14 protein-coding genes and 1 pseudogene are annotated in these 20256 nt (G+C 68.4%); 9 read left to right on the top strand and 6 right to left on the bottom strand.

Annotated elements, in window-relative coordinates; translation table 11 throughout:
- Positions 1-273 precede the first annotated feature (273 nt).
- Positions 274-2613, top strand: coding sequence for a DEAD/DEAH box helicase (locus BN996_RS02745; protein WP_089777060.1), 2340 nt, complete (start codon positions 274-276; stop codon positions 2611-2613).
- Positions 2614-2663: 50 nt separating this feature from the next.
- Here BN996_RS02745 and BN996_RS02740 read toward each other — a convergent pair whose 3' ends face one another.
- Positions 2664-3314 (bottom strand): HAD family hydrolase, encoded by a 651-nt coding sequence (locus tag BN996_RS02740; protein ID WP_089777059.1) that lies wholly within the window; start codon positions 3312-3314, stop codon positions 2664-2666.
- A 115-nt stretch (positions 3315-3429) separates the two neighbouring features.
- Between BN996_RS02740 and BN996_RS02735 the strand changes: the two genes are divergently transcribed.
- From BN996_RS02735 to BN996_RS02725, 3 genes are all read left to right on the top strand, one after another.
- Positions 3430-4161 (top strand): Sjogren's syndrome/scleroderma autoantigen 1 family protein, encoded by a 732-nt coding sequence (locus tag BN996_RS02735; RefSeq protein WP_089777058.1) that lies wholly within the window; start codon positions 3430-3432, stop codon positions 4159-4161.
- Positions 4162-4334: 173 nt separating this feature from the next.
- Positions 4335-5354 carry a tRNA-intron lyase gene (gene endA / locus BN996_RS02730; protein ID WP_089777057.1) on the top strand — a complete coding sequence of 340 codons (1020 nt, stop codon included), beginning with the start codon at positions 4335-4337 and terminating at the stop codon, positions 5352-5354.
- Complete coding sequence (locus BN996_RS02725; RefSeq protein ID WP_089777056.1) at positions 5351-6940, top strand: tryptophan--tRNA ligase; 1590 nt, start codon at positions 5351-5353, stop codon at positions 6938-6940. The genes endA and BN996_RS02725 overlap by 4 nt, the downstream gene beginning before the upstream one ends.
- A gap of 36 nt (positions 6941-6976) precedes the next feature.
- Here BN996_RS02725 and BN996_RS02720 read toward each other — a convergent pair whose 3' ends face one another.
- Positions 6977-8005 carry an ornithine cyclodeaminase family protein gene (locus BN996_RS02720; RefSeq protein WP_089777055.1) on the bottom strand — a complete coding sequence of 343 codons (1029 nt, stop codon included), beginning with the start codon at positions 8003-8005 and terminating at the stop codon, positions 6977-6979.
- A 91-nt stretch (positions 8006-8096) separates the two neighbouring features.
- On the opposite strand from BN996_RS02720, the gene BN996_RS02715 reads away from it, so the two are divergent.
- Complete coding sequence (locus tag BN996_RS02715; RefSeq protein ID WP_089777054.1) at positions 8097-9248, top strand: NAD(P)/FAD-dependent oxidoreductase; 1152 nt, start codon at positions 8097-8099, stop codon at positions 9246-9248.
- Positions 9249-9265: 17 nt separating this feature from the next.
- Here BN996_RS02715 and BN996_RS02710 read toward each other — a convergent pair whose 3' ends face one another.
- Entirely contained in the window at positions 9266-9556 is a 291-nt protein-coding gene (locus tag BN996_RS02710) for a hypothetical protein (protein WP_089777053.1), read from the bottom strand.
- Between the two features lie 319 nt (positions 9557-9875).
- Between BN996_RS02710 and pheS the strand changes: the two are divergent.
- The 4 genes and pseudogenes from pheS to BN996_RS02690 all read left to right on the top strand — a co-directional run bounded on the left by pheS (position 9876) and on the right by BN996_RS02690 (position 17431).
- Positions 9876-11355: pseudogene (gene pheS, locus BN996_RS02705) on the top strand (phenylalanine--tRNA ligase subunit alpha).
- Complete coding sequence (gene pheT / locus BN996_RS02700) at positions 11355-13067, top strand: phenylalanine--tRNA ligase subunit beta (protein WP_089777052.1); 1713 nt, start codon at positions 11355-11357, stop codon at positions 13065-13067. The pseudogene pheS and the gene pheT overlap by 1 nt, the downstream one beginning before the upstream one ends.
- Positions 13068-13522: 455 nt before the next feature.
- Entirely contained in the window at positions 13523-14728 is a 1206-nt protein-coding gene (locus BN996_RS02695) for a trans-sulfuration enzyme family protein (protein WP_089777051.1), read from the top strand.
- Positions 14729-14818: 90 nt separating this feature from the next.
- Positions 14819-17431, top strand: a complete 2613-nt coding sequence (locus BN996_RS02690) for a valine--tRNA ligase (protein WP_089777050.1) — start codon at positions 14819-14821, stop codon at positions 17429-17431.
- A 66-nt stretch (positions 17432-17497) separates the two neighbouring features.
- Here the strand turns inward: BN996_RS02690 and BN996_RS02685 are convergent, their stop codons facing one another.
- The 3 genes from BN996_RS02685 to BN996_RS02675 form a co-directional block, all read right to left on the bottom strand.
- Positions 17498-18844, bottom strand: coding sequence for a DUF6498-containing protein (locus BN996_RS02685; protein WP_226908683.1), 1347 nt, complete (start codon positions 18842-18844; stop codon positions 17498-17500).
- Positions 18845-18942: 98 nt separating this feature from the next.
- Positions 18943-19998, bottom strand: a complete 1056-nt coding sequence (locus BN996_RS02680; RefSeq protein WP_089777049.1) for a quinone-dependent dihydroorotate dehydrogenase — start codon at positions 19996-19998, stop codon at positions 18943-18945.
- A 60-nt stretch (positions 19999-20058) separates the two neighbouring features.
- Positions 20059-20256 (bottom strand): hypothetical protein, encoded by a 198-nt coding sequence (locus BN996_RS02675; protein ID WP_004044784.1) that lies wholly within the window; start codon positions 20254-20256, stop codon positions 20059-20061.

Genomic DNA, 20256 nt, shown 5'->3' with positions numbered 1-20256 from the left:
TCGCCGCGCTCGCCGGCGCCGCGTAAGCGGGCCGGCGCTTCGGTCTCCGACTCCGCCTCCCCAACCCTCCCACCCACCACCACACTCCGCCGCGTTCCGCCGGAACGCCCCACCACCCACCAACCTCAGTCCCTCCGTTTTCCCGGCCGTTCGACATCCGCGAGCCGCCGCGCCGGATGGAGAAACGCCTTTCCCCACGGACGACTCGGCTTCGTGTATGACGCTCGTCTTCGTCTCGTCCCCGACGCCAGCGCGCACCCGGAGGTGCGCCCAGTGAAAGTCGCCGAGGCGGTCCCCGAGTTCGCAGACGCCTTCGGGTTCGAGGAGTTCAACCGGATGCAGCGCGAGGCGCTCCCCGCCATCCTCGACACCGACCACAACGTCGTCGCCTCCGCGCCGACGGCCAGCGGGAAGACGGCGCTCGCCGAACTCGCCATCTGCCGCACGCTCCGCGACGAGGGTACGGCGCTTTTCATCGCCCCGCTCCGCGCGCTCACCACCGAAAAGGAGACCGAGTGGGAGCGCTTCGAGGACCTCGGCTACTCGGTGTACGTCGTCACCGGCGAGCGCGACCTGAACCCCCGACGGGCCGCCCGCGCCGACATCCTCGTGATGACGCCCGAGAAGACCGACTCCGCGACCCGCAAGCACGACTCGGCGCGCTACTCCTTCATCGAGGACGTGGACTGCGTCGTCATCGACGAGGTCCACCTGCTGGATTCGGAGACCCGCGGCGGCGTCCTCGAAGTCACCGTCTCGCGGATGCGCCGCATCTGCGACCCCCGCATCGTCGCGCTGTCGGCGACCATGCCCAACATCGACGACGTGGCGGCGTGGCTCGACGCGCCCGCCGAGACGACCTTCGAGTTCGGCGACGACTACCGCCCCGTCGACCTCCACGCGGGCGTCAAGACCTACACCCACGGCGAGAACTCCTTCGCCGACAAGTACCGCCGGCTGTACCGGGCGTTCGACCTCGCCGAGCCGCACATCCGCGACGGCGGCCAGTCGCTCGTGTTCGTCTCCTCGCGGCAGGACGCCGTCCGCGCGGCCGCCAAGGCCCGCGACGAACTCGCAAAGCGCGACGTGCCAATCGGCGCGCGCGGCGACTACGACTTCCACAACGAGGCCAAGGAGCTGAGCAACGACTCGCTCGCAAAGGGCGTCTTGGACGGCGTGGGCTTCCACCACGCCGGCCTCGCCCGCGACGACCGCGAGGCGGTCGAGGAGTGGTTCAAGGAGGGCAAGATTCAGCTCCTGTTTTCGACCTCGACGCTCGCGTGGGGCGTGAACCTCCCCGCCCGCTGCGTCGTCATCCGCGACACGAAACACCACGACCCGCTCGAAGGCGAGGTGGACATCTCGCCGCTCGACATCCTCCAGATGCTCGGCCGCGCCGGCCGCCCCGGCTACGACGACGTGGGCTACGGCTGGGTCGTCTGCGACCGCTCGGACCAGAACAAGTACCGCCGCCTGCTCCGCGAGGGCAAGGAAATCGAGTCGCGCCTCGCAGAAGACCTCGACTCGCACCTCAACGCCGAAATCGCCATGGGGACCATCCGCGACCTCGACGACGTCATGTCGTGGCTGGAGACGACGTTCTACTACCGGCGGGCGCAGTCGAACCCCGCGGCCTACGACTTCGAGGACCTCCGCTCGCGCGTCCGCGACGTGCTCGACCGCCTCGTCTCTCGCGGCTTCGTCGAGATGGACGACGACCTCTCCATCGACGCGACCCCGCTCGGGCGACTCACCTCGAAGTACTACCTCCGGCTCGGGACCGCCTCCCGCTTCGCCGACCTCGCGGAACGCGACCGCATCTCCGCCGACGACATCCTCGAAACCGTCGCGGGCGCGGCCGACTTCCGACAGGTGTCGGCGCGTCAGTCCGAGGTGGACGCCGTCGATTCCGTGCTGACGGGCGTCTCGACCACGCTCGAAGACGGTCCGAAGAAGGTGCTCGCCATCCTCCACGCCAGCATGGCGAACTCGACGCCGAGCGAACTCCGGAGCGACGCGTGGGTCATCAAGCAGAACGCGCTCCGACTGCTCTCCGCGCTCCGCGAGTTCCTCGACACCTTCGCGGACGCCCGCGCGGCCAACCTCGCGAGGCGCGTCGAGGCCCGCGTCGACAACGGCGTCAGCAGCGACGCCGCGGCGCTCACGGCCGTCGACGGCATCGGACCCGGCCGCGCGCGAAAGCTCGCCACCGGCGGCCTCTCGACCCCGGCCGACGTGGTCGACGCCGGCGTGAAGGAACTCACCCGCGCGGGCCTCTCGCAGGGCGTCGCCGAGCGCGTCATCGAGAGCGCGAAGGACCTCCCCGCGCCCGAAATCGACTGGGGCGACTTCCCCGAGTCGGTCGCCCGCGGCGAGAGCGACATGCACGACATCCGCGTGCGGAACGACGGCGGCGGCGGCTCGGTCGGCATCCGCGTCACCGTCAACGACGTGGAGATGTCGGCGAAGACGTGCTACCTCTCGGACGAGGTGACCGTCCCCGTCGGCGTCTTCGGCGCGACGGACGACGAACTGGAGTTCGTCGTGGAGGTCACGTTCCCCGACCTGCCGCTGCTCCCGATTCGGGAGTCGCGGACGGTTCGGGTCGAATAGCAGAAACCGCGGAGTCAGCCGCTTTTCGGTCGTTTTTGGTCGCGTTTCCCTTACTCCTCGCCCAACAGCGCCGCCCGCAACTCCGCCGGTCCAGTCACGATTTCGTCCGCCCGCGAGAGGTCGAGGTCGGCGTTCTGCCCGCCGCGGTAGGCGATGGTGTACGCGCCGGACCGGACGGCCGCCTCGATGCCGTTTATCGAGTCCTCGACGACGACGCAGTCCTCGGGGGCGACGCCGAACTCGGCGGCGGCGTGCTCGTAGATGTGGGGTTCGGGCTTACCGGGGTCGTCGATGTCGTCGGCCGAGAGCACGAGGTCGAGGGGGTCGAGGCCGAACCGCTCGCGGACGGTCGAAATCCAGTCCCGCGGGGCCGACGAGACGATTGCCACCTTCTTGCCCGCCGCGCGGAGGTCCGAAAACAGCTCCTCGGCGCCGTCCATCAGGACGACGTGCTCGCCGTAGACGCTCTCTGAGTTCTCGTGGTACGCCGCGATGAACTCGTCTTTCGTGACGGTCGTCCCGTACTCCGCGTCGAGGTAGTCGTATATCTCGCGGAAGTTCATCCCCGTTATCTCCTCGTGGTCGGGGTCGCCGGACTCGATGGCGTCGGCGAACACCCACTCGTCCTCGAAGGCGTGCCAGTACTGCTCGGAATCGACCAACACTCCGTCCATGTCGAACAGCACGACGTTCGCGTCCATGGTTCGCCCTCGGCCGCGGCCGACCAAAGAGCTTCGTGCCGCGGCATGGCTGAGCGGCATGGCCGGTGAACCTTCGCGCAAAGGTTCAAACCCGAACCCGGAGCCACCCCGGCGCATGGATTCGATACGCGTCTTCGCCGGCGACTGCACCGTCAATTTCGAAGGCTCCCGCGACCGCACCCAGCGCGGCCGGGTCGTCGTCGTTGCCAAGCCCGACCGAACCGTCCTCGTCCACGACGCCGGAGGCTACCAGCCCGTCGCGTGGCTGACCCGCGCCGACTCGCTGACCGTCGAGTCCGGGCCGGGGTCGTTCGGCCTCGTGGCCCGCGCCGGCGACCAGACCCTCACCGTCGAGTCGAACGACGTGACCGGCCGCGCCGAGTACCCCGCGAGCGACGCGGGCGTCCCGGTCGGCTCGCATCCCGACACCGGCGACCCGCTCGTCAGGACTAACGGCTCCGTCGTCGCCCTCGACTCGGGGACCGAGTACCGCCTGCCGGCGGGCGCGACCGTCCTCGACGAGACGTGCGACGACTGCGGCCTGCCGCTGATGCGCGTCGAGCGCGGCGCGCCGTTCGAGGTCTGTATCGACCGCCGGTGCGACCCGCTGGACGACCGCGTGAAAGACCGCTTCGACGGCGAGTGGTCGTGTCCGGACTGCGGGTCGCCGCTCCGAACCATCCGGCGGAGCGGCCGCCTGCTCGCCGGCTGTGACGCCTATCCCGAGTGCGAGACGGCGTTTTCGCTCCCCGCGGGCGTCGTCGTCGACGACTGCGACTGCGGCCTGCCGATATTCGAGACGAGTCGCGGTCGGCGGTGTCTCGACTCGACCTGCGAGGGCCGATGAGCCGAGACGAGGGGCGACGGGCGTGGCCCCGTCGCTGGCGACACGGCCGGCCACGCGGAGCGCGTCCGGAACCGCGGCCGCGACGGGTCGACGCTGGCGGCCGTCCCGACGCGCCGTCGAATCGCGCCGCCGGCATCGCAGACCCTTTGTCGTCGCCGCGCCGCGATTCGGGTATGCAAGGACGCCTCGAAGACGGCGTCGTCCACCTCCCGGGCGACGCTCGACAGCGGTTCCACGACTCCCGCGGCTACGGGAGGCCCACCGGCGGCGACGACTTGGAGGTCGCGCCCGTCGAAGCCGCCCACCTGCTCTCGCGGGACGACATCGACGGCGTGGACGGGATGGGCCTGCGCGAACTCCTCGCGCGCACCGGGACCACCCTCGACTTCGTCGTCTACAAAGACCTCCGCGACCGCGGGTTCTACCTCTCGCCGGCTCGCGAGGGCTGGCCCGGCGCCACCGACGCCGCGGGCGCTGACTTCCTCGTCTACCCCCGCGGGAAAGGCCCGTGGGACGGCGAGGTCGAACACCGCGTCCGCGTCGTCGGCGAGCGCGAGAGCATCCCCGTCTCGTCGCTCGGGGAGGTGGTGCTCGCCATCGTCGACGAGGACGGCGACCTGACCTACTTCGACACCGAGGGCTACGCCCCCGAGGGCACGGCCGCGGAGGACCTCCCCGCCGACCTCGACGCGGAACTCCTCTCGGACCGCGCGCTCGTCTGGGACGGCGTCGACCGCCTCTACCAGCGCGGCTTCTTCGGCCAGCGCCTGTACGGCAGAAACGCCGACAGCGGCCCGCTCCAACTGTCGCTCCTCGAAGCCGCCTACCTCGCCCGCGCCGACGCGCTCGCCATCGACGAGGCCGACGTGGTCTCCCGCGGCCGCGACGTGGAGGGCGACCGGTTCGACCGTCGGCTCGCGGTCTACGCCGCGCTCCGGGGGGCCAAGACGGTCCCCAAGAGCGGCTTCAAGTTCGGCTCGGACTTCCGCGTCTACACGGAGTTCGAGTCGGTGTCGGACCTCTCGCACTCCGAGTTCCTCGTGCGCGTGGTCGCGCCCGACCACACGTTCGTCCCGCGGGACCTCTCGCTCGACGTGCGCCTCGCCGGCGGGGTCCGCAAGCGAATGGTTTTTGCGCTGACCGACGACAACGGAGAGATAGACTGGCTTTCGGTCAGTCGGCTCACGCCATGACAGACGACGAACCCGCGGAGCGAATCCGCACCGATGGAGGCACAGCAGAGGGAGCAGATGACGTCGCCCTCGACCCGTGGGGCTCGTCGACCGTCTCCGACTACCGGAAGCTGTTCGAGGAGTTCGGCATCGAGGAGTTCGACGAGGTGCTCGACGAGGTGCCGAACCCGCACTACCTGATGCGCCGCGGGGTCATCTTCGGCCACCGCGACTACCGGCCGGTCCTCGACGCCATGCGAAACGGCGACGACTTCGCCGTCCTCTCGGGGTTCATGCCGACGGGCGACCCCCACATCGGCCACAAACTCGTCTTCGACGAGATAATCTGGCATCAACAGCAGGGCGGCGACGCCTACGGCCTCATCGCCGACATGGAGGCCCACTCCGCCCGCGGCATCCCGTGGGACGAAATCAACGAGCACAGCCGCGACTACCTGCTGTCGCTCATCGCGCTCGGGTTCGACCCCGAGGAGGGCGAACTCTACCGACAGTCGGACAACGACCGCCTCCAGCGGCTCGCGTTCGAACTCGGCGGGAAGGCCAACTTCTCTGAGTTCCAGTCCATCTACGGCTTCGACGGCGAGACCAACGTCTCGCACATGCAGTCGGTCGTCACGCAGATGGCCGACATCCTCTACCCGCAGTTGGACGACCCCAAGCCGACGGTCATCCCGGTCGGCCCGGACCAGGACCCGCACGTCCGGTTCGCCCGCGACCTCGCCACCCGGATGCGATTCTTCAAGGTGACCGAGGCGTTCGCGAGCTTCGAACTCGCGGACGCCGAGCGCCCGCTGGTCGCGGCCGCCCACGATGCCCGCGAGGAGTACGCCGAGGACCCCGACGTGCCGCGGTGCGGCGAGGCGGCCGACTGGCTCGCCGACGCCGACCTCGACGCGGCCGGCGTGCTCGTCGCCGAGTCGGTCCGCGAGTCGGCGGTCGAGAAGCTCGAAAACGCCGGGATGGAACCGCTCCGCCCGCGGATTCGGTTCTTCGCCCGGCAGGCGACCGACGAGGCGTTCGAGGCACTCATCGAGGATATCGAGGGCGAAAAGCGCCGGTACGACCAGCACATCGACGCGTTCGACGTGGGGGTCGACGAGGCCGAGGAACTCGCCCGCGAGGTCGAGGCCCACCACGGCGGCTACGGCTTCATCCCGCCGTCGTCCATCTACCACCGCTTCATGACCGGCCTCACCGGCGGCAAGATGTCGTCGTCGATTCCGGCGAGCCACATCTCGCTTCTCGACGCGCCCGAGGAGGGCTACGACAAGGTGAAGTCGGCGACGACCGGCGGCCGCGACACGGCCGAAGAACAGCGCGAACTCGGCGGCGAGGCCGACAAGTGTCCGGTGTACGAGCTGTACGCCTACCTGCTGACGGGCGACGACGACGAACTCGCCAAGGAGGTCTACGACGAGTGCGTCGGCGGCGAGCGCCTCTGCGGCGGCTGCAAGGAGCAGGCGGCGACGATGATGCGCGAGTTCCTCGAAGACCACCACGAAAAGCGCGAGGAGGCCGAGGAAGTCCTCGACTCGCTGGACATCGACTTAGAGACCGAACGGCGGGGGGTCGCCGCCGAGCACTAGCGGGACGGAAACGCTCCCCATCGCCCACAAGGTCGCTCACAACCCCACTTCTTCTCCGACGCTTCGCGCGCTCGACTTCTCGTAGAGGTACTCGGCGGTCGCGGCGTCGAGCACCGCCGAGCCGACGCTCTCGACCACCAGAATCTCGTCGGCGTCGTCGCGGCTGGCGTCGCCCTCGAACACCGCCGAGAGCGGAATCAGGTCGGACTCGTCGAGGCCGGCCCCGCGCACGTCGCCGATGTCGGCGACTTCCTCGGGCACGTCCGCGAACACCCGCGCGGCTCGCTCGAACGTCTCGGCGTCGAGTTCCCGCGTCTCGGGCGTGTAGGCCCCGACGGCGACGACGAGCGTTCCGGGGTCGAGCCACGAGCCGTCGAACACCGGCGTCTCGCTGGTCGTCGCGGTGACGACGACGTTCGCGCCGGAGACGGCCGCCTCGGGCGAGTCGACGGCCTCGGCGGGGAGGCCGTCCTCGCGGAGGTCGGCGGCGCACGCCTCGCGGGAGTCGCTGGGGGAGTAGACCGCGACCGACTCGACCGCGGAGCCGACGGCGATGGCGCGGCTCTGCCAGCGAGCCTGCGTGCCCGCGCCGAGGACGCCGAGCCGAATCGGGTCGGCCGCGAGGTACTCCGCGGCGAGGCCGCCGATACAGCCCGTGCGGGCGCTCGTGACCGTGGTCCCGTCGAGGAGCGCGAGCGGGAGGCCGGTCGTCGCGTCGGTGAGGACGACCTGCGCGTTCACCGTCGGGAGGCCGCGGGCGGCGTTCTCCGGGTGGACGGCGGCGAGTTTCGTCGCGTACACCTCGCGGCCGTGGATGTACGCCGGCATGGTGAGGCCGGTGCCGAGCGGGCTGTCCCGCCCTGTCGGCTTCGAGCCCGCCCCAACGACGCCGTTCCCGTTTCCGTCCCGAACTCTGTCGATGTCGATACCGACCGGAAAGTGCGGTCGCGGGGGGCGTTCGACCTCGCCGCGACCCTGCTTGACGAACGCCTCCTCGACGACCGGAAACAGCTCTGCGAGCGACAGTAACTCGCCGACGGCGTCGGCGGAGAGGATACGGACCATACCCTGACTACTCTCCGCGGCCGCGTGAAAACATTGTTCCTCGACAGTATGTGACAGACACACTCATGTCGGTGGCGAATCAGACGGGACCATGCACGTCCTCATCGTCGGCGGCGGGGTCGTCGGACTCGCGTGCGCCCACGCGCTGGCCGGCCGCGGGGCCGAGGTCACCGTCTGCGAGGCGGGGACGCTCGGCGGCGGCAGTACGGGTCGCGCGGCGGGCGGCATCCGGACGCAGTTCTCGACCCGCGTGAACGTCGAACTCTCGCTCGCCAGCGTCCCCGTCTGGGAGTCCTTCGCGGACGACTTCGGCGTCGACATCGACTACCGGCGGTCGGGCTACCTCTTTCTCGCCCGGACCGAGGAGACCGCCGCGGCGTTCAGAGAAAACGTCGCCATGCAGACCGAGGCCGGTGCGCCGAGTCGCGTCCTCTCGCCCGCGGAGGCCGCCGAGTACCTCCCGGAACTCCGAACCGAGTCGTTCGTCGCGGCGACGTTCTCGGCCGCGGACGGCGTCGCCGACCCGCACTCGGCGGTACAGGGCTACGCGGACGCGGTCCGCGCCGCCGGCGTCGATATCCGGACGAAGACGCCGGTGACCGACCTCGCTCGCGTCGGCGACGGCGGTTCCGACGACGGTTCGGCCGATACTGCGGCCGCGGCCGCGACCGCTTCCGATACCGGCGGCTGGCGCGCCGAGACGCCGGACGGTCCCCTCGCCGGCGTCGACCTCCCAATCGCGCCGCGCCGCCGACAGATAGCCGTCGTCGAACCCGAGGGCGACCTCCCCGCGGACGCCCCGCTCACCATCGACCTCGACACGGGGGCGTACTTCCGCCCGGAGCGGGAGGGGACCGCTATCGTCGGCGGGCACTTCGCCGACTCGGACCCCGACGTGGACCCCGACCGGTTCGACGAATCGATGGACGTCGAGTGGGCGGTCGAGGCGACCGAGCGGGCCGACGACGCCGCGGCCTACTTCGGCCCGGAGACGCGGATTCGAAACGGCTGGGCCGGGCTGTACGCCGTGACGCCCGACCACCACGCGATTCTGGACGAGGCCGAACCCGGCCTCGTCGTCGCCGCGGGCTTCTCGGGCCACGGCTTCCAGCACGCGCCCGCGACCGGCGAGGCGGTCGCCGACCTGTGCCTCGGCGAGGACGCCTGCGAGGTGGACGTGTCGGCGCTGTCGCTCGACCGGTTCGAGTCGGGCGAGACGCTCCGCGAGCGGAACGTGGCCTGAGAGAATCCGCCGCCGCGTTACGCGCTCATGTCGACCACGGCGCGGAGTTCGCCGAGTTCGCGGACGGGGTCGGCGACGTCGCGCGACGCGAGGACGCGAAAGCCGGTCGCGCCCGCGCGCTCTCCGTCGCCTTCGTCTTCGACCACGCGGTAGGTCAGTTCCCCGTCGTCGAACTCGTAGGGCGGCGCGGCCCGGACGAGGACGGCCTCGACGTCGTCTCTGTCGTCCGGGCGGTGCGGGGGTTTGACGATGAGCGACGCCTCGTGGCCGAGGCGAATCGCGGAGAGAGTCGCGTCTAGGTCTCGCATTCGTCTTCGCCGTCTCTCGGTCGGCCGATACCAAGAACGTATCTGCGCTCGGATTGACTCGGAGTGGACGCGCAACGCTTTTAGTCGGCACTCACAATCGGTCGCACATGGCATCCGAACCCAAACGCGGGGCGCGAGCGAGCGAACCGACCACCGACGGGTTCGGATTTTTCTTTCTGACCGCCTGAGGTCGGCGGACTCCGGCCGGGCGTCACCGCGCCCGCCGGACGAAACCGACCCCGCCGGTCAGCCCCGCCACCGCGGCGAGGCTTCGAAACTGCTAACCGACCACCAGACGGCTAACGCCACAACGAACCAGATGCGACTTCCGGAATCACAGGTCGCGGTGTTGAACGCCGCGAGCGCCACGGACGAACGAACGATTGCACAGCTCGCGGAGGCGACGGACCAGAAGCCCGAGACGGTGACGGGCGCGGTCTTCGACCTCCGCGACGAGGGACTCGTCTCGGTCACCGAGACCACGGAGGAGTCCGTCGAACTGACAGACGAGGGCGTCGAGTACGCCGACGAGGGCCTCCCCGAGGTCCGGCTCTACCGCGCCGCGCTCGACGCGGGCGACGGCGACGCGGTCCCGATGGGGCAGGTCATCGGCGCGTCCTCCCTCGGCGGCCCGCAGGTCGACATCGCGCTGTCGAACTTCGCGCGCAAGGGCTACGGGACCATCGACTCGGGCGAACTCGCGCCCGACGCGGACGCCGACCCCGACGCTCGCGGCCCTCGCCGCGGGCGAGTCCGTCGCCGCCGACGTGCTCGACCAGCTCGAATCGCGGAACCTCGTGGTCCGCCACGAGCGCACCATCCGCGCCGTCACCCTCACCGACGAGGGCGTCACGGCGCTGATGGAGGGCGTCGAGGCGGCCGAGACGGTCGACCGCCTCACCCCCGAGATGCTCACCTCCGGCGAGTGGGAGGACGTGGAGTTCACCGAGTACAACGTCGAGGCCGACGCGCCCGAGGCCCGCGGCGGCAAAAAGCACATCCTCCGGCAGACCGCCGACCGCGTGAAGGACGTGCTCACCGGCATGGGCTTCGCCGAGATGGAAGGCCCGCACGCCGACGCGGACTTCTGGATTAACGACTGTCTGTTCATGCCGCAGGACCACCCGGCGCGCACCCACTGGGACCGCTTCGCCCTCGACGTGCCGCCGATGGAGGACATCCCCGAGGACCTCATCGACAACGTCCGCGACGCCCATCTCAACGGCGTCGGCGAGGACGGCGACGGCTACCACTCGCCGTGGTCCGAGGACTTCGCGCGGGCCATCGCGCTCCGCGGCCACACCACGTCGCTGTCGATGCGCTACCTCTCGGGCCACGAGGTCGGTGAGTTAGAGCCGCCACAGCGGTACTTCTCGGTCGAGAAGGTGTACCGCAACGACACGCTCGACCCGACGCACCTCTTGGAGTTCTACCAGATCGAGGGCTGGGTGATGGCCGAGGACCTCTCGGTGCGCGACCTGATGGGCACCTTCGAGGAGTTCTACTCCCACTTCGGCATCACGGACATCCAGTTCAAGCCGCACTACAACCCCTACACGGAGCCGTCGTTCGAGCTGTTCGGCCGACACCCCGAGACGGGCGAACTCATCGAAATCGGTAACTCCGGCATGTTCCGCGAGGAGGTGCTTCGCCCGCTCGGCGTCGAGTGCGACGTGATGGCGTGGGGCCTCGCCTTAGAGCGCCTCTTGATGCTCATGTACGGCTTCGACGACATCCGCGACGTGCACGGAACGCTGTGCGACCTCGACCTGCTCCGCGAGACGGAGGTGCTCAAGTAATGCCCGTAGTCGACGTTCAACCCGACGAACTGCGCCGCCTGACCGGCCACGAAGACAAGTCCAACGAGGAGTTCAAAGACGACCTGTTCGCGCTCGGACTGGAGTTCGAGGGCGTCACCGACGACGGGGCGTTCCAACTGGAGTTCGGTCCCGACCGCCTCGACCGCCTGTCGGTCGAGGGCGTCGCCCGCTCGCTTCGCTACCAGTACGGCGACGCCCGCGGCGTCTCCGTGCCGAACACGAACGACCCCGACTGGACCTTCGTCGTCGACGACGACGTGCCCGACGAGCGCCCCTACGTCACGGGCGCGGTCGTCCGCGGGGTCGACTTGGACGACGCGGCGCTCGACTCGCTCATCCAGTTGCAGGAGAAACTCCACGCGACGATGGGCCGCAAGCGCGCCAAGGGAGCCATCGGCATCCACGACCTGACGATGCTGAAAGGCGACGTGCTCTCGGAGAACGCCTCCGGCAACTCCATCACGTACACGGGCATCGAACCCGACGGCGACACGTTCGTCGCGCTCGACTCCAACGACGAACTCACGCCCGCCGAGGTGCTCGAACAGCACGCGACGGGCCGGAAGTACGCCGACCTCGTGAGCGAGTACGACCGCTATCCGGCCATCTACGACGAAATCGGCCTGTTCTCGTTCCCGCCGGTCATCAACGGCCGCCGGACCGAGGTCTCGACGGACTCCCGCGACCTGCTCGTCGAACTCACCGGCACCGACCAGTGGACCATCGACCGGATGTGCAACATCATCTGCTACGCGCTGGCCGCCCGCGGGGCGACCATCGAGGACGTCGAGGTCCAGTACGAGACGGGCACCGTCACGAAGCCCGACTTCGAAGTCGAGACGAAACACGTCTCTCACGACCGCATCGAGATGGTCCTCGGCGTCGAGTTGGAGCTGGACGAGGTCATCGACCTGTTCGAGCGCTCCGGCCTCGACGCGGACGCCGAGTTGGGTGAGGAGACCGTCTACGAGGTCTCGATTCCGCCGTACCGCGTCGACGTGCTCCACCCGCTCGACCTCGTCGACGACGTGGGCCGCGCCTACGGCTTCAACGAACTCGAACCGCGCTACCCCGACGTGGGGACGGTCGGCCAGCGCCACGAGCGCTCCCGACTCGAAGACGCCGTCCGCACCTCGCTCGTCGGCCTCGGCTTCGAGGACCTGCTCAACTTCCACATGATTTCGGAGGAAGAGAACTACGAGCGCATGGACGTCGAGGTCGGTTCAGACTACCTCGGCGGCGGCGAACCCGCCTCCATCACCGAGCCGTACAGCGAGGACTACACCATGCTCCGGACGTGGGTGCTGCCCTCGCTGACGATGGTGCTGGAGAACAACACCCACCGGGCGTACCCGCAGGACCTCGCGGAAATCGGCCACGTGGCCCACCGCGACGACGACGAGAACACCCGCGTCGCCGAGGCCCGCCACGTCGCGGCCGTCCTCGCGCGCCACGACGCGACCTACGAGGACGCGAAGGCCCGACTCGCGGCGCTCTGCCGCGACTTCGACGCGGACCTCGAAACGCCCGCGACCGAGCACCCGTCGTTCATCGACGGCCGCACCGCCGCGGTCGTCATCGACGGCGAGGAAGTCGGCGTCGTCGGCGAACTCCACCCGAAGGTCATCGTCGACCACGACCTCGAACTGCCGGTCGCGGCGTTCGAATTCGACCTGTCGGCGCTGGCGTAGGGACTGAGTCGCTCGTTTTTGAGTAGAACCTGTGCGCAACGTCGCGGCTCAGTGTGTCGTTGACTGAAGAAGGCACCCGGAAGCGAATGAGCATTTATGGCTGATTACCCAAGCATCGGTCGGTGCCTTCGGAGGCAACGCCTCCACTTACCGGGTGTGCCAACTTCGTATAAAAAGAATCGGGGAACCGCAGTTCATTGTGGGGCCGTTGCCGCGGGGGGACGCCGTCCATCGTCAGTCACCACACAGATTCTCTCGGGCGAGCGGCGCAAGTCACGGAAAACGGTGGGAGCATCGACCTGTCGGCGCTGGCGTAGGCTCCCGGCAGATTTTTTGACGGTCTGTAACTCGACCTCTGATTATCTGTGGTAATTATACACCGACAGTAATTCTTTTCGTGCATTTGGTCAGAACCCGATAGAAACCTTTAGGACGCGAGTCGTCGGTTTTCTTGTATGAATGATTATGACGTACATCGCGAGACGCTGGCGGTGACCCACGGCGAGCGCGGGCAGGCCCCGGCTCCGGGCGTCGAGGACGTCGTCGTTCCGGTCCACCTCTCGTCGACCTACGCGGTGCCGAGCATCGACCCCGACGCGGACTTGGAGACGCTCGACCCCGACGCGGGCGAGTACCTCTACTCGCGGCTGTCGAACCCGACGCGGAACGCGCTGGAACACCGGCTCGCGGCGCTCGAAGGCGCGGACCACGCGCTGGCGTTCGTCTCCGGCACGGCGGCCATCGCCGCGACGATGACCGCGGTGGTCCGGCCGGGCGACCACATCGTCGCGTTCGAGGACCTCTACGGCGGGACGAAGACGATGCTCAACCGGCTGTTCGCCGACCGGCTGAACGTGGACGTGTCGTTCGTCGACGCCACCGACCCCGAGAACGTCGCGGCCGCGATGCGCGAGGAGACGGCGCTCGTCTGGATGGAGACGCCGACGAACCCGCTCATGCACCTCTGCGACATCGAGGCCATCGCGGCCGTCGCCGACGAGGGCGACGCGGTCTTCGGCGTGGACAACACCTTCCTCAGCCCGCAGTTCCAGAACCCGCTGTCGCTCGGAGCCGACGTGGTCGTCCACAGCACCACGAAGTATCTCAACGGCCACTCCGACTCCATCGGCGGCGCGGTCGTCACCGACCGCGAGGACGTACTGGAGGAGATTACCTTCCTCCAGCGCGTCGGGATGGGGTCGATGCTCTCGCCGTTCGACTCCTATCTGACGCTTCGGGGCATCAAGACGCTCCCGCTACGGATGCGCCAGCACGAGGCCAACGCGATGGAAATCGCCGAGTTCCTCGACTCCCACGAGGCCGTGACGCGGGTGCTGTATCCGGGGTTGGAGTCCCATCCGCAACACGACCTCGCGGCCCGTCAGCAGTCGGGTTTCGGCGGCGTGCTGTCGTTCGAACTCGACACCGACCTCGACGGAACCGCCGAGTTCCTCGGCGAACTCCGGGAGTTCCCGCTGGCGGTCAGCCTCGGCGGCGTCGAGAGCCTCATCGAGCACCCGGCGACGATGACCCACTCGCCGCTCTCGCAGACCGAACGCGACGCGCTCGGCATCTCGGACTCGCTGTTGCGGCTGTCGGTGGGCGTCGAGCACGTCGACGACCTGCGCTCTGACCTCGCGTCGGCGCTTTCTGTGCTGTAGGTAGTCACGGCTCGCGCGGCCGAATTCCGTCCCCTCGGGCACTTAACCGAGGCGTTTAACAGTCCACCCGGCTGTAGGTACGCCAACGCAATGCCGAGCGGAGAATACGATCCGGAAACCGTCGAGGCGAAGTGGCAAGAGAGGTGGGTCGACGAAGACCTGTACGCGTACCCGGAGCGTGCGGTAGACCCCGACACCGTCTTCTCTATCGACTCACCGCCGCCGACGGTGTCCGGGAGCCTCCACTGGGGCCACGTCTACGGCTTCACCCTCCAGGACTTCGTCGCTCGGTTCAACCGGATGCGCGGCGACGAGGTGTACTTCCCGTTCGGCTACGACGACAACGGCATCGCGTCGGAGCTCCTGACCGAGGACGAACTCGGAATCAAACACCAGGACTACGAGCGACGCGAGTTCCAGAAGCTCTGCCGCGAGGTCACCGCGGAGTACGAAGGGGAGTTCACGGAGAAGATGCAGAACCTCGGCATCTCCATCGACTGGGACCAGACGTACCAGACGATTTCGCCCGAGGTCCAGCGCGTCTCCCAGCTCTCTTTCGTCGACCTCTACGACAAGGGTCGGCAGTACCGCCAGCGCGCCCCCGCCATCTGGTGTCCCGAGTGCGAGACCGCAATCTCGCAGGTCGAGACCGAAGACGACGAGCAGGGCTCGCACTTCCACGACATCGAGTTCGGCGTGGCCGAGTCCGAGGAGTCGTTCGTCATCTCCACGACGCGACCCGAACTGCTCCCCGCCTGCGTCGCCGTCTTCGTCCACCCGGACGACGACGACAACGAGCACCTCGTCGGGCAGGAAGCGGAGGTTCCGCTGTTCGGACAGCGGGTTCCCATCCTCGAAGACGAGCGCGTCGACCTGGAGACCGGCACGGGTCTCGTCATGTGCTGTACCTTCGGCGACCAGACGGACATCGAGTGGTATCAGGCCCACGACCTGCCGCTCCGCGTCGCCATCGACGAGTCCGGCACGATGACCGAGGAGGCCGACGACTACGCCGGGCTCTCCGCCGACGAGGCGCGGGAGGCCATCGTCTCCGACCTCGACGACGCCGGGGCGCTCCTCGACAAGCGCGCCATCACGCACACGGTCAACGTCCACGAGCGGTGCGGCACGAGCGTCGAGTTCCTCGTCAAAGACCAGTGGTACATCAAACTGCTCGACAAGCGCGAGGAGTACCTCGAAGCCGGCGAGCAGATGGACTGGTACCCCGAGAAGATGTTCACGCGGTACAAAAACTGGATAGAAGGCCTCCAGTGGGACTGGGCCATCTCCCGACAGCGCTCCTCGGGGATTCCGTTCCCCGTCTGGTACTGCGAGGACTGCGAGCACGTCGTCGTCGCCGACCGCGAGGACCTGCCGGTCGACCCGCTCTCGGACGACCCGCCGGTCGACGCCTGTCCCGAGTGCGGCCACGACGAGTTCGCCGCCGAGGACGACGTGTTCGACACGTGGGCGACCTCGTCGCTCACGCCCCTCATCAACGGCGGCTGGGACTGGAACCCCGAGACGGAGGCGATGGAACTCGAACGGCCCGAACTCTACCCGTTCGACATGCGCCCGCAGGGCCACGACATCATCTCCTTTTGGCTGTTCCACACGGTCGTCAAGTGCTACGAGCACACCGGCGAGGTCCCGTTCGACAGCGTCATGATAAACGGGATGGTCCTCGACGAGAACCGCGAGAAGATGTCGAAGTCCGTCGGAAACGTCGTCTCCCCCGACGAGGTCTTAGAGAAGTTCCCGGTCGACGCCGCCCGCTACTGGGCCGCCGGGAGCGCCGTCGGCGACGACCTGCCGTATCAGGAAAAGGGCCTCGTCGCGGGCGAAAAGCTCATGCGGAAGCTCTGGAACGCCTCGAAGCTCGTCGAGAGCCTCACCGAGGACGCGCCCGCCGAGTTCGACCACGACGACCTGAAGGCCATCGACCGCTGGCTTCTGGCGTCGCTCGACCGCGAACTCGGGTTCGTCACGGAGAAACTGGAGAACCGCGAGTTCTCGAAGGCGCGCGACCGCCTGCGGAGTTTCTTCTGGCACACGTTCTGCGACGACTACCTCGAAATCGCCAAACAGCGCGTCCGCGAGGGCGACGACCCCTCGGCGGCCTACACGCTCCAGACCGCCCACAAGCGGTTCCTGACCTGCTTCGCGCCCATCCTCGCGCACGTCACGGAGGAGCTGTGGCGCGACATGTACGACGAGGCGAGCGTCCACGACCAGCCGTGGCCCGAACCGCTCGGCCTCGACGCCGACGTCGCGGCCGGCGAGACGGCGATGGCCGTCGTCGGCGCGCTCCGCAAGTACAAAAGCGACAACCAGCTCTCGATGAACGCCTCCGTCGACCTCGTCGAAGTGTACGGCGACATCCACGGCTTCGAAGAAGACGTGAGCGGCGTCATGCACATCGAGGAGCTCGAACTGCTCGACGAGGAGCCCGAAATCGAGTCGGTCGTGACCGGCGTCGACCTCGACTACTCGCTCGTCGGCCCCGAGTACGGCGCGCAGGTCCCGGACATCGAGGCCGCGCTCGAAAGCGACGACTACGAGGTCGAAGACGGCGTGATGCACGTCGCGGGCGTCGAACTCGCCCCCGAGATGTTCACCATCGAGGAGTCCCGCGAGTACGTCGGCGAGGGCGACATGCTCGAAGCCGGCGACGCCATCGTCATCGTCCAGCACGCCGACTGAGGCGGCGACTCGGTCGTTTTCGTTCGCGTTCTTTTCTCGGTACTCGGTCGCCCAGCCCGCGGCTCATCAGTCGTCGCGGCTCGGAACCGGTGTCTCGGTCTCAGCCTCGGTCTCGGTCTCAGATTCCGTCTCCGTCTCCGACTCAGCTTCAGCCTCGGTTTCACCGCCATCGAAGGCGTCCAGCACCGCGGCCGCGTCTTCGACGTGGGGAACCGTCATCGGATGGTTCGCGTTCGCGTCGTCGGTGCGAGCCTCCTCGGGGTCGGGAACGGTGAGTCCCACGTCCGGACTCGTGTCCACGCCGGTCTCGAACCGCACCGTCTCCGTGCCGAACAGGCGGTCGACGGCGTCCGCAGAGATATCGACATCCGTGACCGCGTCGCGTTCGAGCCGAGCTTGGGGTTCGTCCAACAGCGCGTCGTGGGCGACGAGCACGTCGCCGTAGCACCGGAACTCGACGGGACCGGAGGCCAGATAGCGCGAGGCTCCCCGGAGGGTCCCGAACGCGGCGGCGAGGGCGAGCGGGGCGAGCGCGAACGTCCACGCGCCGAAGAAGACGAGGGCGGCGGCGACGCCGTAGCACCACAGCACGCCGCTGGTGACCGTGTACCGGAGGCTTTGGTAGGCCGCATCGGTGAGAGCAACCGCGCGAGCGGGCGTGGTTCGATAGGTCGGCGCTTCCGCCGGCACCTCGACCGGAACCGGTTCTATCTCGGTCTCCTCGCTCCCGTAGAGGCGGTAGAAGACGCCCCGCTTTTCGTCGTCGCGTTCGAGTTGGAGCGCGCGGAGGTCGTAGAGGAGTTTCAGGCCGACGAGGATCACGAGGAACACGTCGTTTTCGAGTTCGACCGCGAACGGCCCGAAGACGAACATCAGCAGTCCGGCGGCGAACAGGAGTTTGAACGGGGGAAGCAACACCGACCGTGCGGAGTGGTCGCGGTAGCCCCCCGCCGCGAAGTAGCCGGTGACCGTTTCGACGCCCCGCCCGACGAACACGCTCGTGCCGCCGAGGAGAATCTGTCCGGCGACCTCGTCGGTGACGACCGGGTCGATCAGGCCGAAGGCGACGAAGGCGATGGCGAGTTCGAGCGGGACGAGCAGGAACGCCGCGATGAGGAACGTGGGGACGTTCCGCGGGTAGCACTCCGGGAGGGGGCCGGGGAGCGAAACCGACCCTCGCTTGGCCTGCAACGGGCCGAACAGTCGGTCCCCGTCGCCGATGCCGTTGTTGGGGCGTTTGGCGGCGAAGGGTATCTTCACCAGCGTCCACCACAGCACGGCGGCGATTTCGGCGACGAACACGCCGAAGAGCGCGGCAGGTGCCCAACCGAGGAACAGGACGCCGAGCGGCGCGACGGCGTTCGAGACGAGGACCGCGAGCACGCCGGAGTCACGAGTGGAGGGCGGGCGCACGTCTTGTCAAGCGACTGGCTCGAAAATTAGTCTTCGGTTCGACACCGATGCGCGGGCGGTCGGTTCTCACCTCGCGGTGAGCGGTCTCGCGGACGACGCTACAGCCCCGACCCGACGGCGTCGGCCACGTCGTCGAAGCCGTCGCGGTCGAGCAGGTCGAGGAGGCCGCGGTTGATGTCGCGGGCGATAGACGGGCCCTCGTACACCATGCCCGTGTAGAGTTGGACCATCTCGGCCCCGGCGCGAATCTTCCGGTAGGCGCTTTCGGCGTCCGAGACGCCGCCGACGCCCACGACGGGCACGTCGGTCCGCTCGGCGATGAAGCGAATCATGTTCGTTGCCTCGGCCTCGATGGGCTTCCCGGAGAGGCCGCCGCGCTCGGCCCGGTTGGGGTTCCGAAGGGTGTCGGGCCGCGAGGTGGTCGTGTTGCTGGCGATGACGCCGTCGAGACCGAGGTCGTCGACGACTTCGAGCGCGTCCTCCACGGCGGGGTCCGGGAGGTCCGGCGAGAGTTTCACGAGGAGCGGGTCGGCACCGGCGTCGACGAGCGCCCCGAGAATCGCTTCGAGGGAGTCGCGGTTCTGCAGGTCGCGGAACCCCTCGCTGTTGGGACACGAGACGTTGACGACGAAGTAGTCCGCGCCGTCGGCGACGCGCTCGTAGGTGTAGCGGTAGTCGCCGGGGGCCTCCTCGGTTGGCGTCACCTCCGAGAGCGCGAGGTTGACGCCGACCGGGATGTCGGGATGCGGTCCGGCAGCGAGGCGCTCGCCGACCGCGTCCGCGCCCTCGTTGTTGAGGCCCATGCGGTTGATGAGCGCCTCGTCTTCGGGGAGGCGGAACATGCGCGGGCGCGGGTTTCCGGGCTGGGGCTCCGCGGTGACGCCGCCGACCTCGACGTGGCCGAAGCCGAGCGCCGAGAGGACGGTGGGTATCTCGGCGTTCTTGTCGAAGCCCGCCGCGACGCCAACCGGGTTCGGGAAGTCGAGGCCGAACGCACGCGTGGCGAGCCGGGAGTCGTCGACGCGGTAGCGCCGCTCCAACAGCGGTTCGACGGGGGTGCCGCGAGCGGTCGCGAGCAGTCCGTGGATGGTCCGGTGGGCGGTCTCGGGTGGGAGCGAAAACAGGAGCGGTTTGGCGAGTCGGTAGGGGTTCATTGCTGTCTGTCGGGCCTTCCGCTGGCGGCGGCTTGGTTCGAGACGATACGGGTCACGCGCTCAGAAGTCGTGTTCGACCTGGTCTGGGTCCGCTTTCTGGATGATGATTTTGCCGTCCCGAACGCGGACGAAAACCTCGTCTCCGATCTCCATTCCGGCGACCGCGAGTTCGTCTTCGTGGAGGTTGACGTGGACGTTGTGGTACTCGCCGTTCTCGTCTTTGGCGCCACTCGGACTGAGCTTCTTTTTCCGGACCAT

This window comes from Haloferax massiliensis (assembly GCF_001368915.1).
GTDB classification, from domain to species: Archaea; Halobacteriota; Halobacteria; order Halobacteriales; family Haloferacaceae; genus Haloferax; species Haloferax massiliensis.
Note: the sequence above shows the minus strand (reverse complement) of the source record. Positions and strands in the feature narration are given on the sequence as shown.